Source organism: Paenibacillus sp. RRE4, from assembly GCF_031844205.1.
Lineage (GTDB): Bacteria > Bacillota > Bacilli > Paenibacillales > Paenibacillaceae > Paenibacillus > Paenibacillus xylanexedens_B.
In genome coordinates this window covers 202,996-219,702 of record NZ_JAUZUT010000003.1, presented here as the reverse complement: position 1 = coordinate 219,702, position 16,707 = coordinate 202,996, and the positions used below count along the sequence as shown (strand labels likewise).

12 protein-coding genes are annotated in these 16,707 nt (G+C 42.3%); 9 read left to right on the top strand and 3 right to left on the bottom strand.

The window, feature by feature from the left end; genetic code table 11:
- Positions 1-141: 141 nt before the first annotated feature.
- Complete coding sequence (locus Q9R46_RS19655) at positions 142-1,392, top strand: TerD family protein (RefSeq protein ID WP_311281438.1); 1,251 nt, start codon at positions 142-144, stop codon at positions 1,390-1,392.
- A 369-nt stretch (positions 1,393-1,761) separates the two neighbouring features.
- On the opposite strand, the gene Q9R46_RS19650 is transcribed toward Q9R46_RS19655, so the two are convergent.
- Positions 1,762-4,857: an HD domain-containing protein gene (locus tag Q9R46_RS19650; protein WP_311281437.1), complete on the bottom strand. Its 3,096-nt coding sequence runs from the start codon at positions 4,855-4,857 to the stop codon at positions 1,762-1,764.
- Positions 4,858-5,083: 226 nt separating this feature from the next.
- On the opposite strand from Q9R46_RS19650, the gene Q9R46_RS19645 reads away from it, so the two are divergent.
- Positions 5,084-6,886: an AIPR family protein gene (locus Q9R46_RS19645; RefSeq protein WP_311281436.1), complete on the top strand. Its 1,803-nt coding sequence runs from the start codon at positions 5,084-5,086 to the stop codon at positions 6,884-6,886.
- Between the two features lie 70 nt (positions 6,887-6,956).
- The gene (locus tag Q9R46_RS19640) at positions 6,957-7,208 is read left to right on the top strand and encodes a hypothetical protein (RefSeq protein ID WP_311281435.1); all 252 of its coding nucleotides are present in this window, start codon (positions 6,957-6,959) and stop codon (positions 7,206-7,208) included.
- 575 nt (positions 7,209-7,783) lie between these two features.
- On the opposite strand, the gene Q9R46_RS19635 is transcribed toward Q9R46_RS19640, so the two are convergent.
- Together Q9R46_RS19635 and Q9R46_RS19630 are read right to left on the bottom strand one after the other, a co-directional pair.
- A complete protein-coding gene (locus Q9R46_RS19635; RefSeq protein ID WP_311281434.1) occupies positions 7,784-8,023 on the bottom strand; it encodes a hypothetical protein in 240 nt (79 codons plus the stop codon).
- A 444-nt stretch (positions 8,024-8,467) separates the two neighbouring features.
- Positions 8,468-9,229, bottom strand: a complete 762-nt coding sequence (locus Q9R46_RS19630; RefSeq protein WP_311281433.1) for an AraC family transcriptional regulator — start codon at positions 9,227-9,229, stop codon at positions 8,468-8,470.
- 267 nt (positions 9,230-9,496) lie between these two features.
- Between Q9R46_RS19630 and Q9R46_RS19625 the strand changes: the two genes are divergently transcribed.
- The 6 genes from Q9R46_RS19625 to Q9R46_RS19600 all read left to right on the top strand — a co-directional run bounded on the left by Q9R46_RS19625 (position 9,497) and on the right by Q9R46_RS19600 (position 16,670).
- Positions 9,497-10,624, top strand: coding sequence for a BMP family ABC transporter substrate-binding protein (locus Q9R46_RS19625; RefSeq protein WP_311281432.1), 1,128 nt, complete (start codon positions 9,497-9,499; stop codon positions 10,622-10,624).
- A 152-nt stretch (positions 10,625-10,776) separates the two neighbouring features.
- On the top strand, positions 10,777-12,333 hold the full coding sequence (locus tag Q9R46_RS19620; protein WP_311281431.1) for an ABC transporter ATP-binding protein: 1,557 nt from the start codon (positions 10,777-10,779) through the stop codon (positions 12,331-12,333).
- Positions 12,330-13,379: an ABC transporter permease gene (locus tag Q9R46_RS19615; RefSeq protein ID WP_311281430.1), complete on the top strand. Its 1,050-nt coding sequence runs from the start codon at positions 12,330-12,332 to the stop codon at positions 13,377-13,379. The genes Q9R46_RS19620 and Q9R46_RS19615 overlap by 4 nt, the downstream gene beginning before the upstream one ends.
- The gene (locus Q9R46_RS19610; RefSeq protein WP_145335079.1) at positions 13,372-14,307 is read left to right on the top strand and encodes an ABC transporter permease; all 936 of its coding nucleotides are present in this window, start codon (positions 13,372-13,374) and stop codon (positions 14,305-14,307) included. Before Q9R46_RS19615 ends, Q9R46_RS19610 begins: the two co-directional genes overlap by 8 nt.
- A gap of 10 nt (positions 14,308-14,317) precedes the next feature.
- Entirely contained in the window at positions 14,318-15,277 is a 960-nt protein-coding gene (locus tag Q9R46_RS19605) for a nucleoside hydrolase (protein WP_311281429.1), read from the top strand.
- A 1-nt stretch (position 15,278) separates the two neighbouring features.
- Complete coding sequence (locus tag Q9R46_RS19600) at positions 15,279-16,670, top strand: ADP-ribosylglycohydrolase family protein (protein WP_311281428.1); 1,392 nt, start codon at positions 15,279-15,281, stop codon at positions 16,668-16,670.
- The last annotated feature ends 37 nt before the right edge of the window (positions 16,671-16,707 follow it).

Sequence of the window (16,707 nt, the reverse complement as noted above, 5' to 3'; positions counted from 1 at the left end):
CAGCTCATATCTACTGGAAGCAATTCAGCTCCTAAGTATTCCCTGCTTGTGGTAATATAAGTGAGTCAGTACATATTCTGAATTTTAGAATGAAAAGAGCAACATGAATACGAGACATCAATGGGTAGGGAGTGATTTTAAATGAGTCAGTTTCTTCAGATGGGAGCAAATACAACTTTAAGTGCGGCAAAAGGGAGTATCAAGATTAGCCACGAGATTTCGACTCTCATCGATGTTTCACTAACGGCCTTCCTTTTAACGGAGTCCGACAAGGTACAAGGCGATAGCGGGATCATTTTTTACAATCAACCAACAAGTTCCACAGGTGTAGCCACGCTTTTACCCTCCGAGCAAGCAGGTAATACCAAAGTACATAGAATTGATTTCGATATGGATAAAGTTCCTGAAGGGATAACCAAAATAGCGATAACACTGACAGAGGATCATAACACGGGATTTTCAAATGTAAAAAATCTGACAGCCCAAATATGTACTGATAATACAGTTATTCAGTTATCGCCCTCCCTATTCACGACCGAAAATGGGATCGTAGTTCTGGAATTATATCTAAGGAATGGGCAAACCAAGGCAAAATCAATCTGGCGCGGATTTAATTCCGGGCTTGAAGGATTATGTAAAAACTATGGCGTTGAGGTTGAAGGAGACGAACCAAGTAAACCTGCCAAACCGCAGATTACTCCCGATCCATCATCAAAAGCCCCTGATTCAACAAGTGGTGCTGCAACCGATCATAAAAATACGCAACCATCCAAGTCATCATTAAACCTTCATAAGGTATCCGGCAAGATTAATCTCGAAAAAGGGCAAAAGTCAGTACTCATTGATAAAACACCAGAGATTACGGCTACGGTATCTTGGGAAACCGGAACAGATTATGATATCTACGCTTTGGTCTACACCAAGGATGGTAAGCAGATTGATGTAGCGATGTTTGGTGCAAAGGGCGTACCGCCACTTCAAAGTTTTGGTAACGGGGCCGTGGAACATAAAGGCGATGTGGGGAGAAGTAACCAAGCCATTAAAACAGAGGTTATCAAATTAAGATTAAGAGATGATATTCTTGCGGTTGTTCCTGTCGTTTATTCAGCTCAGTCCAACGGGACCGGTTCTTTTTACCGATACAAGGTCTCGATGAGTATAGATAATCATGAGGGAACCTCTGTTACGATCTCGGCTAAGAATGCTAATAACAATGATAAGATATATACCTGTGTACCAGGAATACTGTATAACACACCAGACGGTGTAATCATAAGCCCATTGGAGCTTTATAGTAAACCGAATTCAGAGTTCAGGCCCAAGCTCAAGGTGGGATCGTCCAAAATGGTAGAAGTGATCATGGATAAAGGGCCGATGAATGACTATAAGTAGTTAATGGTTCGTTCAAGTGTGGGTAAGGAGATAAAGCTCAAGCAGGAAAGTGGCTTGGGCTTTGTTTTTAAATTTTTATTCATAATGTAACCTGGCTGAATAATTAAGTGTTTAATTACCATGGATCATGAGCTTGTCAATACTAAAATAGATTTGATTCTTTATAATATCTCACTTAGTTAGTGCCAAAATTTTATAGGACTATACGGGAGGTAGATGATTAGCTCCATCAGTTGTTAAGGTCATCAAATTGAATCGTAGTAAGTAATGGGAAACATAGTTTCAATCAGGGTTGTTGGAGCGTAATAAAAAACTAATCTTAGGTCCACATCTAGTGGAAATAAGATTAGTTTTTAAGTAAAATGATTATCAAAAAAAGTTATAGAACGAATCAAAATCAAAACTACTATAAGTAATACTCTCTCTCCTGTCCCAAGCAGAAGGATCAAAAGTTTTCAACCCTGTAACAAGACTAACCAGGTCTTTTGTAGATATTATATCTTCTATTTTAACTCGGTAAAACTCCAGGAATATTCTTGATAATCTATTTATAGTATTTGATATGAGATCTGAGGATATATTTGATTCAAATGATATATCAGTAAGAAATAAAGTAGCAAACAAAGCACTAAGCATATCTTCAGGGCTTTCTGAGTTATTTGCTACAGTAAATAGTTCAGATATATAGTGAGTTATTTCGTTATTAGGAAGTAAGAAATACCTTCCAGAAGCTCTTATACAAACTTCTTCGTCACTATTAATAATATCAACATTATCAACTGCACAGAATAAATTCTGTGCTTTTCTAACTAAGTTGTATGATTCATGATGCTGACTCTCTGCCCTAAGTTTTGTTATTACTTTTTCTGATAGAGCTAACCATTTAGGTGTCTCTTGACGATCACTCCACAATAGGTCAACACGTCGTTGATCCTTATACAGTGCTATTTTCGTAACCTCTTTGTTATTAAAAATAGTAGAGTAGAAACCAGTTGATGAAGTAATGCAGAAAATAGGCTCATCAGGCAATTGTGTGCTCATGTTTAGAGAGCTAACAATACTAGTTAGAGAAGCGTTAGCCTGAACTTCCTTCAACAGTAACTCAGCTGAAGAGAAGAATCGGCCATCAATTGTCCAAAATGAGGAGTGTTCTTTCATAAATACATTAGGAGATATATTCTTCCTACTGCCTCCATTCTCGACTAAGAGGATTCTTATGTCGTTCGCAGCATCAACAAACCAGTCATGAGATACTAGTTCTTGGCGATCATTAAATGGGGAGAGGAGAATAAATGCTTCCTGTGTTGCCCATGTTAAGGAGAATTTTCTGTTCTCATGTAGTTCTTCAATTTCTGATGATATATGTCTGCAATACATTCTATAGATCTCCCGTATAAATGATTCTTTTTCAGGAGTTGTCTCAATGTTTGATCTTGCCACATTTGTCTTAGGTGCAGTCATTCCAGATGCGTTAGCTAAAGCAGCGATAGTAGTATTTAAAAAACCTGGTGAAGCAAATTCAACTCGAATTCCCTCAATACAAACACCTGCCGGGTTAATATTATGAGTTTTTCTGGATGAAGGTAGCTCTAAAAATGTCCACTCTCTGAAATATTCAGACCATTTTAAGGCATAGGCAACTGAAACTCCGTTGATCTCCTGTTGTCGGACCTGTATATTACTATTCTCATTCAGATTGTAACCTTGATATGATAAATAATTTGTTAGAGCTTCTTTTAAATCCTTATACCCAATATTCTCCTTTTCGCCATTATCCTCAGTTATTGTAACTCTACAGTTAGGAATAACAATCCATCTTTTTGCGTTTTCTGTCATGCTACTTATCTTTGCACTTGGCCGAACTTTTATTTTTATTATTGTTCCGTGAGGTAACAAGTTATTAACTTCAGTATCAGTTTGTTTGTCGAGCAAACGAATTAAGTATTTACCATGTACAGAACGAAGAGTTAAATGGCGAGCCTTCTCTTCATCAGGATGCACAGTAATTATTTCAACAAAATCAGCGATCATAAAAGCAGATAGAATACCAATACCAAATCGGCTTATAGGAGAAAAATCAGGAAATTGTTTTTTGAAATTTGAGTCTTGATATCTAGACGAACCCGCCTTTAACAAATGATTTTCAATTATCTCTTGGGTCATTCCTGTACCATTATCTTGAACAGTTAAGATACGGTCATTATTGTCCCACTTAATATGTACAGCACCATAATCATATGGATCTTGTCCATTTAAACGACACTGAACTCTTACAGCATCAAGGGCATTTTGAACCAGTTCCCTAAGTACTACATTAGTGTCGTTATAAAGAGTGTGTCCAGTAAGAAGATCCAGAATCTTTGCTTGATCGAAAGTGAAATTGAAAGTTTTTTGTAAAAATCCTTCAGTTTCAATATTAGATTGATCAATATACCGCCAAGGATACTTGAAACCAGGGCTATTTAATTTGGAGGATTTCTCTACCCAGTTAGCATTTTTTTTAATTTCATTTTCAGCGTAAGTTAAATACGAAGTGAGACCAAAAAAACCATCTTCTTTTCTAAAATGGGCAAATACTTCGATTGTGTCTTTAGGTGCATCTAAGTCGGGAATAAATTCTTTATTAACTCCAATTTTGGGTCTGACGTTTCTCACTGCCATTTGTTTAGCCCATTCAGTCTGGCTAATTGGGTCGCTTGGATTTATTATATAAAATGCTGTTGAAGGTGTTCTGTCTTTCGTTATATGGAGCAGATCCGCACTACGAAGTAGAATCGCAGCATACTGCATATTTGCAGTTTCGGATTGTGAATTTCCATATGGCTGAGATAATTTATACTTATTAATATCATAAAGATCATCAAGATGATGACTTTCACATATAATAGCTAAATCTCTTCTGAAAAGTGGATCAAGATTCTGGAGTAAAACATTCAAATTTTCTATTATCTCAGTAGCAATTCCTAAATAACTTGGAGCGCTACCAGTAATCCACCACTTAATTCTCTCAGCATGCTTTTGTCGTACAAATTCCTGATATAGAAACTTTTCAGAATCATCAGAAGACATTCGTTCAATTTTGTCTTTGTAGTCTTCTCCGGATTTACCGGTAAGTAACTCTATTTTAAATTGATTAAACGAAGATAAATTTCTGTTTTCGAATTCTCTCTTGGTCACAACCATACCTAAATCATGGAAATAAATGCTCAATACTGTTATTAACCAATCTGCTGGAGTCATTAGTTTTTTTGTTTCTTGAGGTATAAGCCACTCTAGTATCTTCAGCATCTCGTCTATATGTGTTATATCATGTAAAGTATATTGGTCAAAAATACCCCCTTTTCCTATTTGATTTAGCATTTGTGAGACTTCACGTTTAATATGAAGTAAGTTTAACCCGCTAAAAGCTTGTAATGATTCCGCTTGTTTAGCCAAAATTTCAGCATCTGTATTAAGGTCAATCAATGGTCAGCACCTCTTCTATAATTATGATTACAGATCAATAATTCGACAAATTCATGCGATTACCTTTTTTATCCACTACCATGAGATAAAATTTAACTATTTGATATATGGTGAACCTACGTTATGAAAGGAGAGAGTCAAAGATTTTCTGACTTTGCACATATTCCTAGGTTTTTCCTCGAGAGTATAATATAATCTATAAAAATAAATATAAGGGGATCAACAAATGAGAGAAATGAAAAAGGTAAGTAATCCAATTATATCTGGATATTTAAAGGCCTTTGCGAAATCAAACGAAATATCTAGTGATCTGTCTAAAGATGAACATAATTTATTTGAAAAATTTACAAATGATGTCATTTTAAAAATATATGGTAATGATATAAATGCAGATTATGAGGATATGGAAACAGGAACTGCATTTGGCATTGATGGAGTGGCTATTTTTGTTAACGATAAAATGGTCACTAGCATAGAAGATATCAATTATGCAAGTAAAAGCACAAAGAAAATAGAAGTAGAATTTATCTTCACACAGTCTAAAGTGTCTCAGAAGTTTGATAGGCAGGAGATATCTGATTTCTTACAAGGAGTAAATAGATTTTTTAATTTAGAAAATTGTGAAATTGAGGAACTAAAGGCGGCGTGGGAAAACACAAAATTTCTCTACAGCATGAGTGGGAAATTTAAAAAACACCCGAAACTCTCTTTATTTTTTGTGACTTTATCTCCAGAGAAAATCCAAAACGATGATGTACATATGAGAGCCGAAATAGATATTGGTATTGAAAAACTGAGAAATAAAGTAATGTTTGATGAAAAAAGTATAGATATTGAATTTTTAGGATTAAGAGAGATAATGGATTTGTATAAGAAGAATTCAAATAATTTAGAAATAAATTTTAATCTTGATAAACAGCCGGTTCCTTATCCTAAAGATCCGACCGGACGAATAACATCTGGATACTTTGGTTTAATAAATTTAAATGATCTTTTAGTTGTACTCTCAGATGATATAAATGGACAAAAGAAACTAAGAAAAGGCATTTTCGAGGATAATATTCGAGATTATTTAGGATCTAGTGAAAAGTTTGAAGTTAATGCTGATATGAGAGAACAAATAACCAGTGAAAAGGCACATTTGTTCGGTCTTCTAAACAATGGTATTACAATTATCGCTGATGAGGTAAGTATTGTAACAACAGAAGTAACCCTAACAAATTATCAAATAGTAAATGGATGCCAAACCAGTAACGTTATTTATGAATGTGTGTCAGAAATTTCATCTAATAGCATATATATACCAATTAAGTTAATTGGCACAACGGATGAAGAAACAAAAAATGCAATTATTAAAGCAACAAATAGTCAGACAGCATTAAAACCAGAACAGCTTATTGCATTAACTAAAGAACAAAAATCAATAGAAGAGTATTACTCTGCAAAAAGGACTCAAAACAGATTTGATTTATATTATGAGAGAAGGACTGAGCAGTATAGGAATGAAGATATTCAAAAAACTAAAATAATTAATATTCCTTTCCAGATTAAAGCAACATCAGCTTTATTCTTAGATTTACCTCATGAGGTGTCTGGTCAGTATGGTAAGGTTGAACAAAGTACTAGAGGCCAACTATTTCAAAATATAAAATTTTTAAACAGTTACTATGTTAGTGGATTATGTTGGTACAGAGTTGAAGCATTTATAAGAAATAACGAAGAGGGTAAAAAGTATAGAAGAGCTCGGTGGCATTTGATTATGTTGCTTAAATATATTCTAGATACCGATAAGAATACTATAAGGAGCATTGATAAACAATCAGAGAAATTATCAAATATAATTGAAAAAAATATGATTGATGATACAAAATCTTTAAAAACAATCGAAAAAGCATTATCTTATATTAAAGAATACCTTGTCTCTCATGGAATAGATGATATTTCAGAAGACAGAAAGATATTTGAGCGGAAAGAGACAACCCAAGGTTTAATTGAGTTTGTCCAAAATGAAAATCTAATTATTAAATAAACTAACTGTACTTGCCAATAATCGCTTCAAATATTTGTAAGTTGAAAAACCTGGCAGTATTGTAGATGCATTGTCTAATTTTCTGGAATATCAAGTTACTCTTAAAGTAGGCGAGACATATCAACTGCCTTCTGGCCGTAACTACAAATACCAGACGTTTCAATATGGTAGTGACGGGCCTTACTTCAGTGTATCGAGTACAGGTTTTGTAAGAGCTTTAAAAAATCCATATGCGGCACCAGGTGAAGCTATTGGTTCAGTAGGCATTTGGCAAGAAGGTGTAAGAGATATTGCGTTAGTTTACATCGAAATCACCAACTAAATTAAAGAGTAAAAAAAGCATCCTTCGGGGTGCTTTTTTTTACTCAAAATATACAAAGGAGCTGATCCTAATGGCATTGACGGCCATGTAACAACGCTTTGTAGATGAATACTGATTGACCTCAATGCCACGCGGGCATTAAAGGCTTAAGGGGTTGAAGGTCACCGGCTACTAAGTAATCCTAGGATTACCGAGGTAATTCAGAAAGCTAAAGTCAGGCGTGCAGAACGTCTGGAGATTACGGAGGATAGGGTGCCTACGGCGTTGCCTGAGTTCTGGACAGCTCCGCTCCACTAAACGACAAGCTATCTACCGATCTAGCTGGGTTCAATTCGGTGCCAATGTCTTCCTGTGCTGAAACTAGCTATCAGGTGTTGTGAAGCTTCGCGACCAAGCGCGTAATCGAATTTATTGGAAAGGCCGGCTAGTAACTAGGGCTTTCAGCCGAAGAACAAACCTCCCGCTCTAAGGGTGGTTTGTTCTTCGGCCGGAATGACTACGATCTCTAGGGTTCAAGTCCCGAATAAAAATAGGAGAACCCTAGACAGTTAGTAGTAAAGCAAATATTGTGCAGGTTATCCTACGCCATCGCTTTCTAACAGAGAGTAAAAATTATCGCGGTCTTCATCGTCGAATTTGCCAAGTGTCCGCACCTTGACCATTTCATGCCCGCCAAACAGGTCGATCTCCTCGCCGTAACTGTTGTAGAGAGCGATCATATTGCCATCCTGATTTATCTCCATATACCCGTAACAAGTTGCCTCAGGCACTTTACCATAAAAGAGAAAAAATTGGATTTTATCCACGCTGTTCATGTAGAGCTCCTTTCTTAATTCCTCATCGATCTGAACAATATTTTACGTGATACCGGATGAGTTGGAAAAAGCGATATTGCTCTGCATACGCGGAAATTCATTACTGTATAGAAAGTATAGAGGGGGGATCTCTCGTTATATCGCTCATTCGCACATTATTTCTTGACGAGAGGGGATTTGGGGAGTATTATAACGTGCCGGTTTTTACAAGGTCTATCGATAAAAATAAGAACGCTCTCACGCGTTGCTTACGGTTATCAAACAAACCAGTAGATAGGGCGTTTTTTGGTATGTTAAGTTGGGCGTAGCATCATGCTTGATGCCAACCCGAATAGGCTTGCACACAGTGCACAGAAATTAAGGATTTGAGGAAGTACTATTCAACATCCAACGAAAAAAAGCATCTGGCACCCTCACTCTCTCACAGAGCAAGAATCAAGGGTGCTAGATGTTCTTGATCTGCAAGTTTTTGCGATAGGAACGCGGGGTTGTACCGGTTTCTCTTTTGAACATGTTGCAGAACTGAGCATCGTTCACGAATCCGGCTTCGGCTGAGACATCCGAGATGGACATCTGTGTGCTGGCAAGCAAATGCTTCGCATAGTCTAACCGTTTGATCAACATATATCGAGAAGGAGAGGCTCCGTATTTCTCTTTGAACAAATGCCGGAAGCGATCATAGCTATATCCCGACATGTCAGCTAACATCTCGATAGAGAGACGTTGTGTGAAATGTTCATTCATATAAGCAAGCACATGCTGGAGACGGTCTCCGGAGAACAGAGGATACATGCTGTTACCTCCACGATGAAGCAAGTGCAGTAGCATGTGGTGCAGACGGTCGTTCAAGTAGTCCTGAGCGCCTTCACCCCGCCGCGTATATTCCGTGTTCAACTGCAGCATGTAATGATGGAGGCTATGTTCCCGGTCATCCTGATGCATGCCTTGCAGCTCGGCAATTTCAGACATATTTGTCTGAAATCCTACAAAAAGTACCTCGGCGTCCCCGCGATGGTCCTCGTCATGCTGTTGATGAGGTGAAATAAGCGCATAAGTTCCAGCTTGAAAATGATAATTATGCTCTCCGATCATGGATGTCCCGTTTCCTTTAAAATAATAGACCAACTCATAACATTCATGGTGATGAGGGATGATATGTGTGAACCGGGCATGTTCGGCTCTGACAACATATAGAACTTGATCCATTAATATTTTCCCCCTAATTTCGACAATTAGCCGAATCGTACAAAAAAGCGACCGAAATCATATAAATATAATGGCTTGATTTTGTTATGATCATACTAATAAACGAATGTTAAACGGAATTAATAGTTTATACGTTCGGTTATAGCAGTAAAGAAAACGCATTACAATTCAGATCTAGGCTGTGAATCACCTGATTTATAAAGCTGGGCTGTAAGCACGACAGATTATCCATGATTTTAACAACAAACAGGGGTGTGAGTAAAGAAGATGAAGAAGAATGCGTTGGTAATTTGTATGGTAGCGTTGTTGTTGCTTCTGTCCGCATGTGGAGGTACGAAGGGTGCAACAGGTGAAACGGGTTCAGCGGGAACGGACAATGGCGGCGAGCAGAACGATCAATTGAAAGTGGTATTGCTAATTCCAGGCACACTGGGTGATAAATCCTTCTTCGACGCTGCTAACCATGGTCTGGAGTTAGTAAAGTCCGAACTGGGTGCTAAGACCAAGGTTATTGAAATGGGTACAGACAAAACGAAGTGGGAGCCAACGTTTAACGATATTTCTGCTGAGGACTGGGACATCGTCATTTCTGGTGGCTCTGAGATTACAGAAATGTTTAACGCGGCTGCGGAGCAGCATTCTGACAAAACGTTTATCAACTATGATACAGACATCGAGGATGCCCCGGCCAATGTTTATAATATGTCCTATTCTACTAATGAAGTATCCTTCCTGGCGGGAGCGGTTGCGGCGCTCACGACCAAGTCGGACATGCCAAACGCGAACAAGGAGAACCTAATCGGCTTTCTGGGTGGTATGGATATTCCGGGAATCAATGCTTTTCTCGTGGGTTACATCGAGGGAGCTAAATACGTAGACCCGAATATTAAGGTCGCTGTATCTTATGCTGGTGATTTCGTCAATCCAGCCAAAGGAAAAGAGCTCTCGCTTATTCAATATAACTCGGGAGTTGACGTGATTTTCAACGTTGCAGGTGGAACGGGGCTGGGGATTTTTGATGCAGCCAAGGAAAAAACCAAATATGCGATCGGCGTGGACTCGGACCAGGCTGCGTTGCTCAAAGAGACAGACCCTGCCAAAGCGAATCTGATCATTACTTCTGCGATCAAAAAGATCGACACTTCGATTTTGGAAGCCGTGACCCAGGCGAAAGAGGGCAAGCTGGAGACCGGAAAACGCCAGGTGATGGGCTTTGTAGAGAACGGTGTTGGCATTGCGGAGAACGATATCTATACAAGTGTATTCCCTGTTGATCTGCAAGCGAAAGTAGAAGAGATCAAGAAGAAGCTTGAAAATAAAGAGATTAACGTATCCAATGCGATGGGTATGGAGACATCGGAGATCGAAGCGATCCGTAATAGCGTGAAGCCTTAAGATAAGCATAAACATTCGTTTATACTTGATAGGATCATCGGAGTGAAATAACCGAGTGTATGTTGTACAGCTGGAGATGTAGTCATGATCATTGATGCATTTTCGGCTGTACATTTTTTGTGCACATTGCTAGTAGAGAGGAGCAACCCGACATGTCCGGCGCACTGTTGGAAATGCGAAATATTTCAAAGGTTTACCCCAATGGGGTGGTCGCTAACAAGAATGTTCAGTTCTCCTTGGAGGAGGGAGAAATTCATGCCATTGCCGGAGAGAACGGGGCGGGCAAGTCGACATTGATGAAGATGATGTTTGGCATGGAAGAACCGAGCGAAGGCGAGATTTTGTTAAAAGGAAAACAGATCAAGCTAGGCAACCCGCAGGATGCTATTGCGCTTGGAATCGGTATGGTGCATCAACATTTCATGCTCGTTCCTTCCTTCACCGTCGCAGAGAATATGGTGCTTGGCATGGAGCCGAGACGCGGTGTTGGCATTCATTATGCAGAAGCTGTTCGCATGACGGAGGAAACGGCTCGCAAGTATAACTTATCCGTGAATCCAAGGGCCAAGGTTGAGGATTTGAGCGTAGGGATGAAGCAAAAGGTAGAGATTTTGAAAGCTCTGCTACGTGGTGCAGAAATACTCATTCTGGATGAGCCTACAGCCGTATTAACTCCGCAGGAGACAGAAGAGTTGTTCCGAGAGTTGAAGCTGCTGAAAGAAAAAGGACATACGATTGTGTTTATCTCGCACAAGCTGAAAGAAGTGAAAGCGATCTGCGACAGAATCACCATTTTGCGCGGTGGACGTACAGAGGGTGTGTTTAACATTGCAGATGTTACAGAACAGGAAATATCACGGCTGATGGTTGGACGGGATGTTGTGCTCAAGTATGACAAGACGCAGAAGAATTATGGCGAACCTGTACTGTCTGTACAGAATTTAGGGGCAGTTGATCCGGAAGGCAAGGCACTGTTGTCAGATATCAGCTTTCATGTTCGTGCAGGAGAAATTGTCGGGATCGCGGGCGTGGAAGGCAATGGGCAAAGTCAGCTCGTTGAAGCACTAACCGGAAGTTTGGGGAACCGCTATGCAGGCGGTAAGGTCGAGATGAAGGGAAGGGATATCCGTTCACTCGACATCCGAGAGATTCGTGGACTGGGTGTCTCCTACATTCCGGAAGACCGGATGCGTCAGGGGTCGGCTGGTGAGGCGAGTATTGCAGATAATCTGATCTCTACCCGCTATCGTTCGAAATCGCTTAATAGAGGGCCACTTCTCAGCATGTCCTCCATTCAAAAGCTGGCAAGTTCTCTGGTGGAGGAATTCAAGGTTCGTTGCTCCGGCCCATCGCAACCAATCGGTATGTTATCAGGGGGCAATATGCAGAAGGTGGTCGTTGCCCGTGAATGCTCCACCGACCCGGATCTGCTCATTGCAGAGCAGCCTACGCGGGGGGTGGACATTGGAGCGGCGCAGTTTATCCATCAGAAGTTACTGGAGCTTCGTGATGCGGGCTCTGCGATTGTGCTTGTGTCGGCTGATCTGAATGAAATTCTGGAAATGAGCGACACACTGCTTGTGTTATATGACGGCAAGATTGCCGCCCGCTTGGACTCTCCGTCAAGTGTCAGCGAAGAGGAGCTGGGTCTCTACATGCTTGGGATTCGTGAGCAGCAGGAGCAGTACGAGGAGGAGGCATCCCCATGATCCGATTAAAATATTTTGAAGTATACCGCACGGCAGCAGTCATTCTTATTTCTTTAGCTATTGCATTCATTATTATCTCTTTGGTGAGTAGCCAGCCTGTAGAGACCATTCGTATCTTCCTGTTTGAGCCGCTGTCCACCTTAAGCCGCATGGGCAATGTTGTCGAAATGGCAATCCCGCTCATGTTTACAGGACTGTCGGTATCACTCCTGTTCAAAACGAACATGTTCAATCTGGGCGCTGAAGGTATCTTTTATATTTCAGGCATTGTTGCAGCCATTCTGGCTATTCATCTAAGTATGAACGGCATAATGCACCCGATTGTGGCGATTGGTGCAGGTTCGATTGTAGGTGCACTACTCTCGGCAATTCCCGGTTATCTCAAGGCCAAATGGAATGCCAATGAATTGGTCACATCACTGATGTTCAATAGCATCTTTTTTGGAATCGGCTTGTATCTGTTGAACTATCACCTGCGGGATGCCAAGGCATTCTCGAATGTATCTTATAAATTTGCCGAGACGGCACAGCTGGATAAAATATTGCCAGGCACACGGTTGCATACCGGACTTATCATTGTGCTTGTCTTGATTGTTCTTGCTCATTATTTCATGTATCGCACGAAGTGGGGATATGAACTGCGCATGACGGGAGCCAACCGCGAATTTGCCGGGTACTCCGGCATGAAGACAGCGAAAGTCATCATTCTGGTGCATTTAATCGCAGGTTTTATCGCCGGTATGGGTGGATCGGTCGAAGTGCTGGGCATGTATAATCGCTTCCAGTGGACGGCATTGCCGGGATATGGACTGGATGGCGCACTTGTGGCGATGCTTGCAAAGAACAATCCCCTTTCCGTCATTGGTGCTGCACTCTTCCTGGCCTATATTCGTATCGGTGCGGATCTGATGGCTCGTTTGTCGGATGTGCCTTCCGAGATGATCTCCATTATTCAAGCAGTCATTATTTTGCTAATCTCTGCGGAGCAGTTCTTGAAATTCTGGAAGAATCGCATGTTGTTGAAGGAGGCCAAGCTGCATGAATAGCCTGCTGAACGTCATTTTAACGACGGATTTTGCCTTCTCTGTCCTACGGGTTACAACACCGATCTTGTTCGCGGCTTTAGGTGCCCTGATCTCCAATCGGGCAGGAATTATCAATATTGGTATGGAGGGCATTATGCTAGTATCTGCGCTGGCTGGGGTTGTGGTCAGTTCCTATACGGCTAGCGCCTGGATTGGATTGCTCGGTGCTGTCCTCTCGGGTACGGCGATTGCCGGAATGCTTGCTTTTTTTACGCTTAAGTTCAAGACGCATATTATTCTCGGTGGTGTTGCCATCAATATGTTTGCATCAGGAGGAACGGTGTTTCTACTGTATTTGCTTAGTGGAGACAAAGGTTCATCTACTTCCTTGCCGAGCAAAGTGTTGCCTAGTATAGACATTCCACTGCTTCAACAAGTCCCGGTGCTCGGCCCGATTCTGTCAGGTCATCATATTTTGACGTATGCTTCCATTCTAGCCGTGATAGCCGTCTATTATTTATTAAAACGTACCCCATTAGGTCTGCAAATTCGTTCCGTTGGTGAGAATCCGCATGCGGCACAATCGGTCGGTGTCAGTGTCGTGAAAATTCAATACATGGCATTGCTGTTGAGTGGATTCTTCGCCAGTCTGGGCGGGGCCTACATGTCGATGGGATATCTGTCTCTGTTCACCAGAGATATGATTGCTGGCCGGGGCTGGATTGCCATTGCAGCAGAGTCCATGGGACGCAGTACAACGGTAGGCACAGCCTTGACTTCACTGCTCTTCGGTGGAGCGGAGGCGCTGGCCAATGCACTTCAAGTGCTCAAGATACCAGCCGAGCTAATCGGCACCTTGCCTTATGTGGCTACCGTGATCGGATTAATTGTGTATGCGATTGCTGAGACACGCAAAAAGAGACGCAAGCTCGCACAAAAAACGAACTGAGGAGATAACGATGACAAAACCTATTATTATTGACTGTGACCCAGGACACGACGACGCAATTGCCATTTTGCTGGCGCTGGCTCACCCTGAGCAGCTGGAGATTAAGGGCATCACCACGGTGGGCGGTAACCAGACCTTAGAGAAAATCACGAATAATGCGCTCAAAATTCTCAGTTTTGTCGGGGCTGACGTCCCGGTAGCGAAAGGTGCGAAAGGGCCGTTGCTGGGTACCTTGGTGACCGGAGAGGAAGCTCACGGCGAATCGGGAATGGATGGCCCTGAACTTCCGCCAAGTCGTTTTCGTGCCATCGAGGTAGGTGCTGTAGAATTTATACGTCATCTGTTGCTGTCTTCGGAGGAGCCGATCACCCTTGTACCCATTGGCCCGTTGACCAATATTGCTACTCTGATTCGTGCATATCCTGAACTGAAATCACGGATTGCCGGCATTTCTATGATGGGTGGAGGCATTGCTTATGGAAACGTGACACGTACAGCAGAATTTAACATCTACGTTGATCCGGAAGCAGCCCAAATTGTATTTGAATCGGGGATTCCAATTACGATGAGTGGACTGGATGTGACGGATAAAGCGGCTATTTTTGACGAAGAGATTGCAGCTCTGAAAACACGCGGCCCTGTATCAGTTATGGTTGGGGAGCTGCTGGACTTCTACTCGATTTACGGTAAAAAGATGGGTTACCATGGCAATGCCCTGCATGATCCGTGTGCTATTGCATGGTTGCTGCAGCCTGAGTTGTTCCAAAGCAAAATGCTGGATGTGACGATTGAAACACAGGGAACGTACACACGCGGGATGACGGTGGGAGACTTGCGCACGAAGACAGAACGTGAGCCTAACGTGAATGTGCTGCTGGATGTTAACCGTGATGCTTTCATTCGTCTTATCTATGATGCACTTGCTATCCTGGACGCTCGTGTGCAGCAATCTCCACAAGGGGATTCGTAATATGGCAGGCTGGACTGACCTGCGAGAGACGGTGCGACTTGAACTGCTTCAACGTGGTGAGGAAGGCTGTGACACTCAGGGATTTATGCAAAAGTGGGACGAGGCCGCTGATGATGAGAGCACGCTGCTGCAACTCTACCAAGAACTGACGGAACTCCAGGTATCCGCTGATTTTCCTTTTGCAGAACCTTCGGATCTCGAAGATATTCGTGCCTTGCGCCCAGAGGGGCCACGTGACCTTCAAGCTGACTGGAGTGAGCAAGTATGGCGGGATAAATTCTACGGGGCTTGGCTTGGGCGGAGTGTTGGATGTGCACTAGGGAAGCCACTGGAGCACCCGGATTATCTCTACGGTAAGGATGGACGCCCAGGCTGGGAAAATATCGAGCTTTGGTTTAAGGGAGCTGACGCCTGGCCCATTCGAGGGTATACTCCTGAACATTCCCGTGCAGAGCAGGAGTATGGCTTGAGTTTGACCGAGCTGGGCCCTTGGAGTGTCCGGGAGAAAATTCAATTTATGGAGAGCGATGATGATATTCGTTACACGATACTAGGCTTGCTGTTGCTGGAGGAAAAAGGGCTGGACTGGGATTCGTGGGATATCGGAAAACTGTGGCATCACCGTCTCACGTACAGTCAGGTATGTACGGCGGAGACACAAGCTTACATGAACTTTGCCCAGGAGACCTCGCATCTGAAATCGGATAAACCTGCGGATTGGGCGAAGCGCAAGGAACGAGTACGTATGCATCTCAACCCATACCGCGAGTGGATCGGAGCTGCAATCCGCGCGGACGGATTGGCATATGGTGTAGCCGGACGACCTGAACTGGCAGCCGAACTTGGCTGGCGAGATGCCTCCTTTTCTCATGTCAAGAATGGTATTTATGGTGAGATGTTGAATGCAGCGATGATCGCTACGGCGTTTGTAGAAAATAATAGCGAGCGCATTGTGGAAATCGGACTCAGCGAGATTCCACACACAAGCCGACTGGCCGCAGATGTGCTTCAAGGTATGGAGATCGGACTCTCGGCTCGCAGTGAGCGAGAACTGGTAAGCCGGATCTGGGATGCGTTTAGTCATTATGATGCGGTGCATACCAATAACAATGCTGCACTGGTAGCCGCATCACTGGTGTATGCTGGCAATGATTTTGAGAAGGCAGTTGTCACGTCTGTTTATGGCGGGCTGGACACCGATTGTAATGGAGCTACGGTTGGCTCGATTATGGGTGCGCGCCTTGGTGCGGCACAGTTGCCCGATTCCTGGATATCTCCACTAAACGACACGCTGTACGCCGATCTGGTTGGATTCGATCCGGTGTCGATCTCTTCCTGTGCTGAACGCAGCTATCAGGTGTTTTTGAAGCTTCGCGACAAGGTGCGTAACTAGGGCAAAAGATGACGATGAAATATTTAGTTTATCCCGT

Excerpts from the sequence above, each read along its gene's own strand:
- Q9R46_RS19655 (WP_311281438.1), top strand. The coding sequence starts at position 142 with ATGAGTCAGTTTCTTCAGATGGGAGCAAATACAACTTTAAGTGCGGCA.
- Q9R46_RS19645 (WP_311281436.1), top strand. The coding sequence starts at position 5,084 with ATGAGAGAAATGAAAAAGGTAAGTAATCCAATTATATCTGGATATTTA.
- Q9R46_RS19635 (WP_311281434.1), bottom strand. The coding sequence starts at position 8,023 with ATGAACAGCGTGGATAAAATCCAATTTTTTCTCTTTTATGGTAAAGTG.
- Q9R46_RS19630 (WP_311281433.1), bottom strand. The coding sequence starts at position 9,229 with ATGGATCAAGTTCTATATGTTGTCAGAGCCGAACATGCCCGGTTCACA.
- Q9R46_RS19625 (WP_311281432.1), top strand. The coding sequence starts at position 9,497 with ATGAAGAAGAATGCGTTGGTAATTTGTATGGTAGCGTTGTTGTTGCTT.
- Q9R46_RS19620 (WP_311281431.1), top strand. The coding sequence starts at position 10,777 with ATGTCCGGCGCACTGTTGGAAATGCGAAATATTTCAAAGGTTTACCCC.
- Q9R46_RS19615 (WP_311281430.1), top strand. The coding sequence starts at position 12,330 with ATGATCCGATTAAAATATTTTGAAGTATACCGCACGGCAGCAGTCATT.
- Q9R46_RS19610 (WP_145335079.1), top strand. The coding sequence starts at position 13,372 with ATGAATAGCCTGCTGAACGTCATTTTAACGACGGATTTTGCCTTCTCT.
- Q9R46_RS19605 (WP_311281429.1), top strand. The coding sequence starts at position 14,318 with ATGACAAAACCTATTATTATTGACTGTGACCCAGGACACGACGACGCA.
- Q9R46_RS19600 (WP_311281428.1), top strand. The coding sequence starts at position 15,279 with ATGGCAGGCTGGACTGACCTGCGAGAGACGGTGCGACTTGAACTGCTT.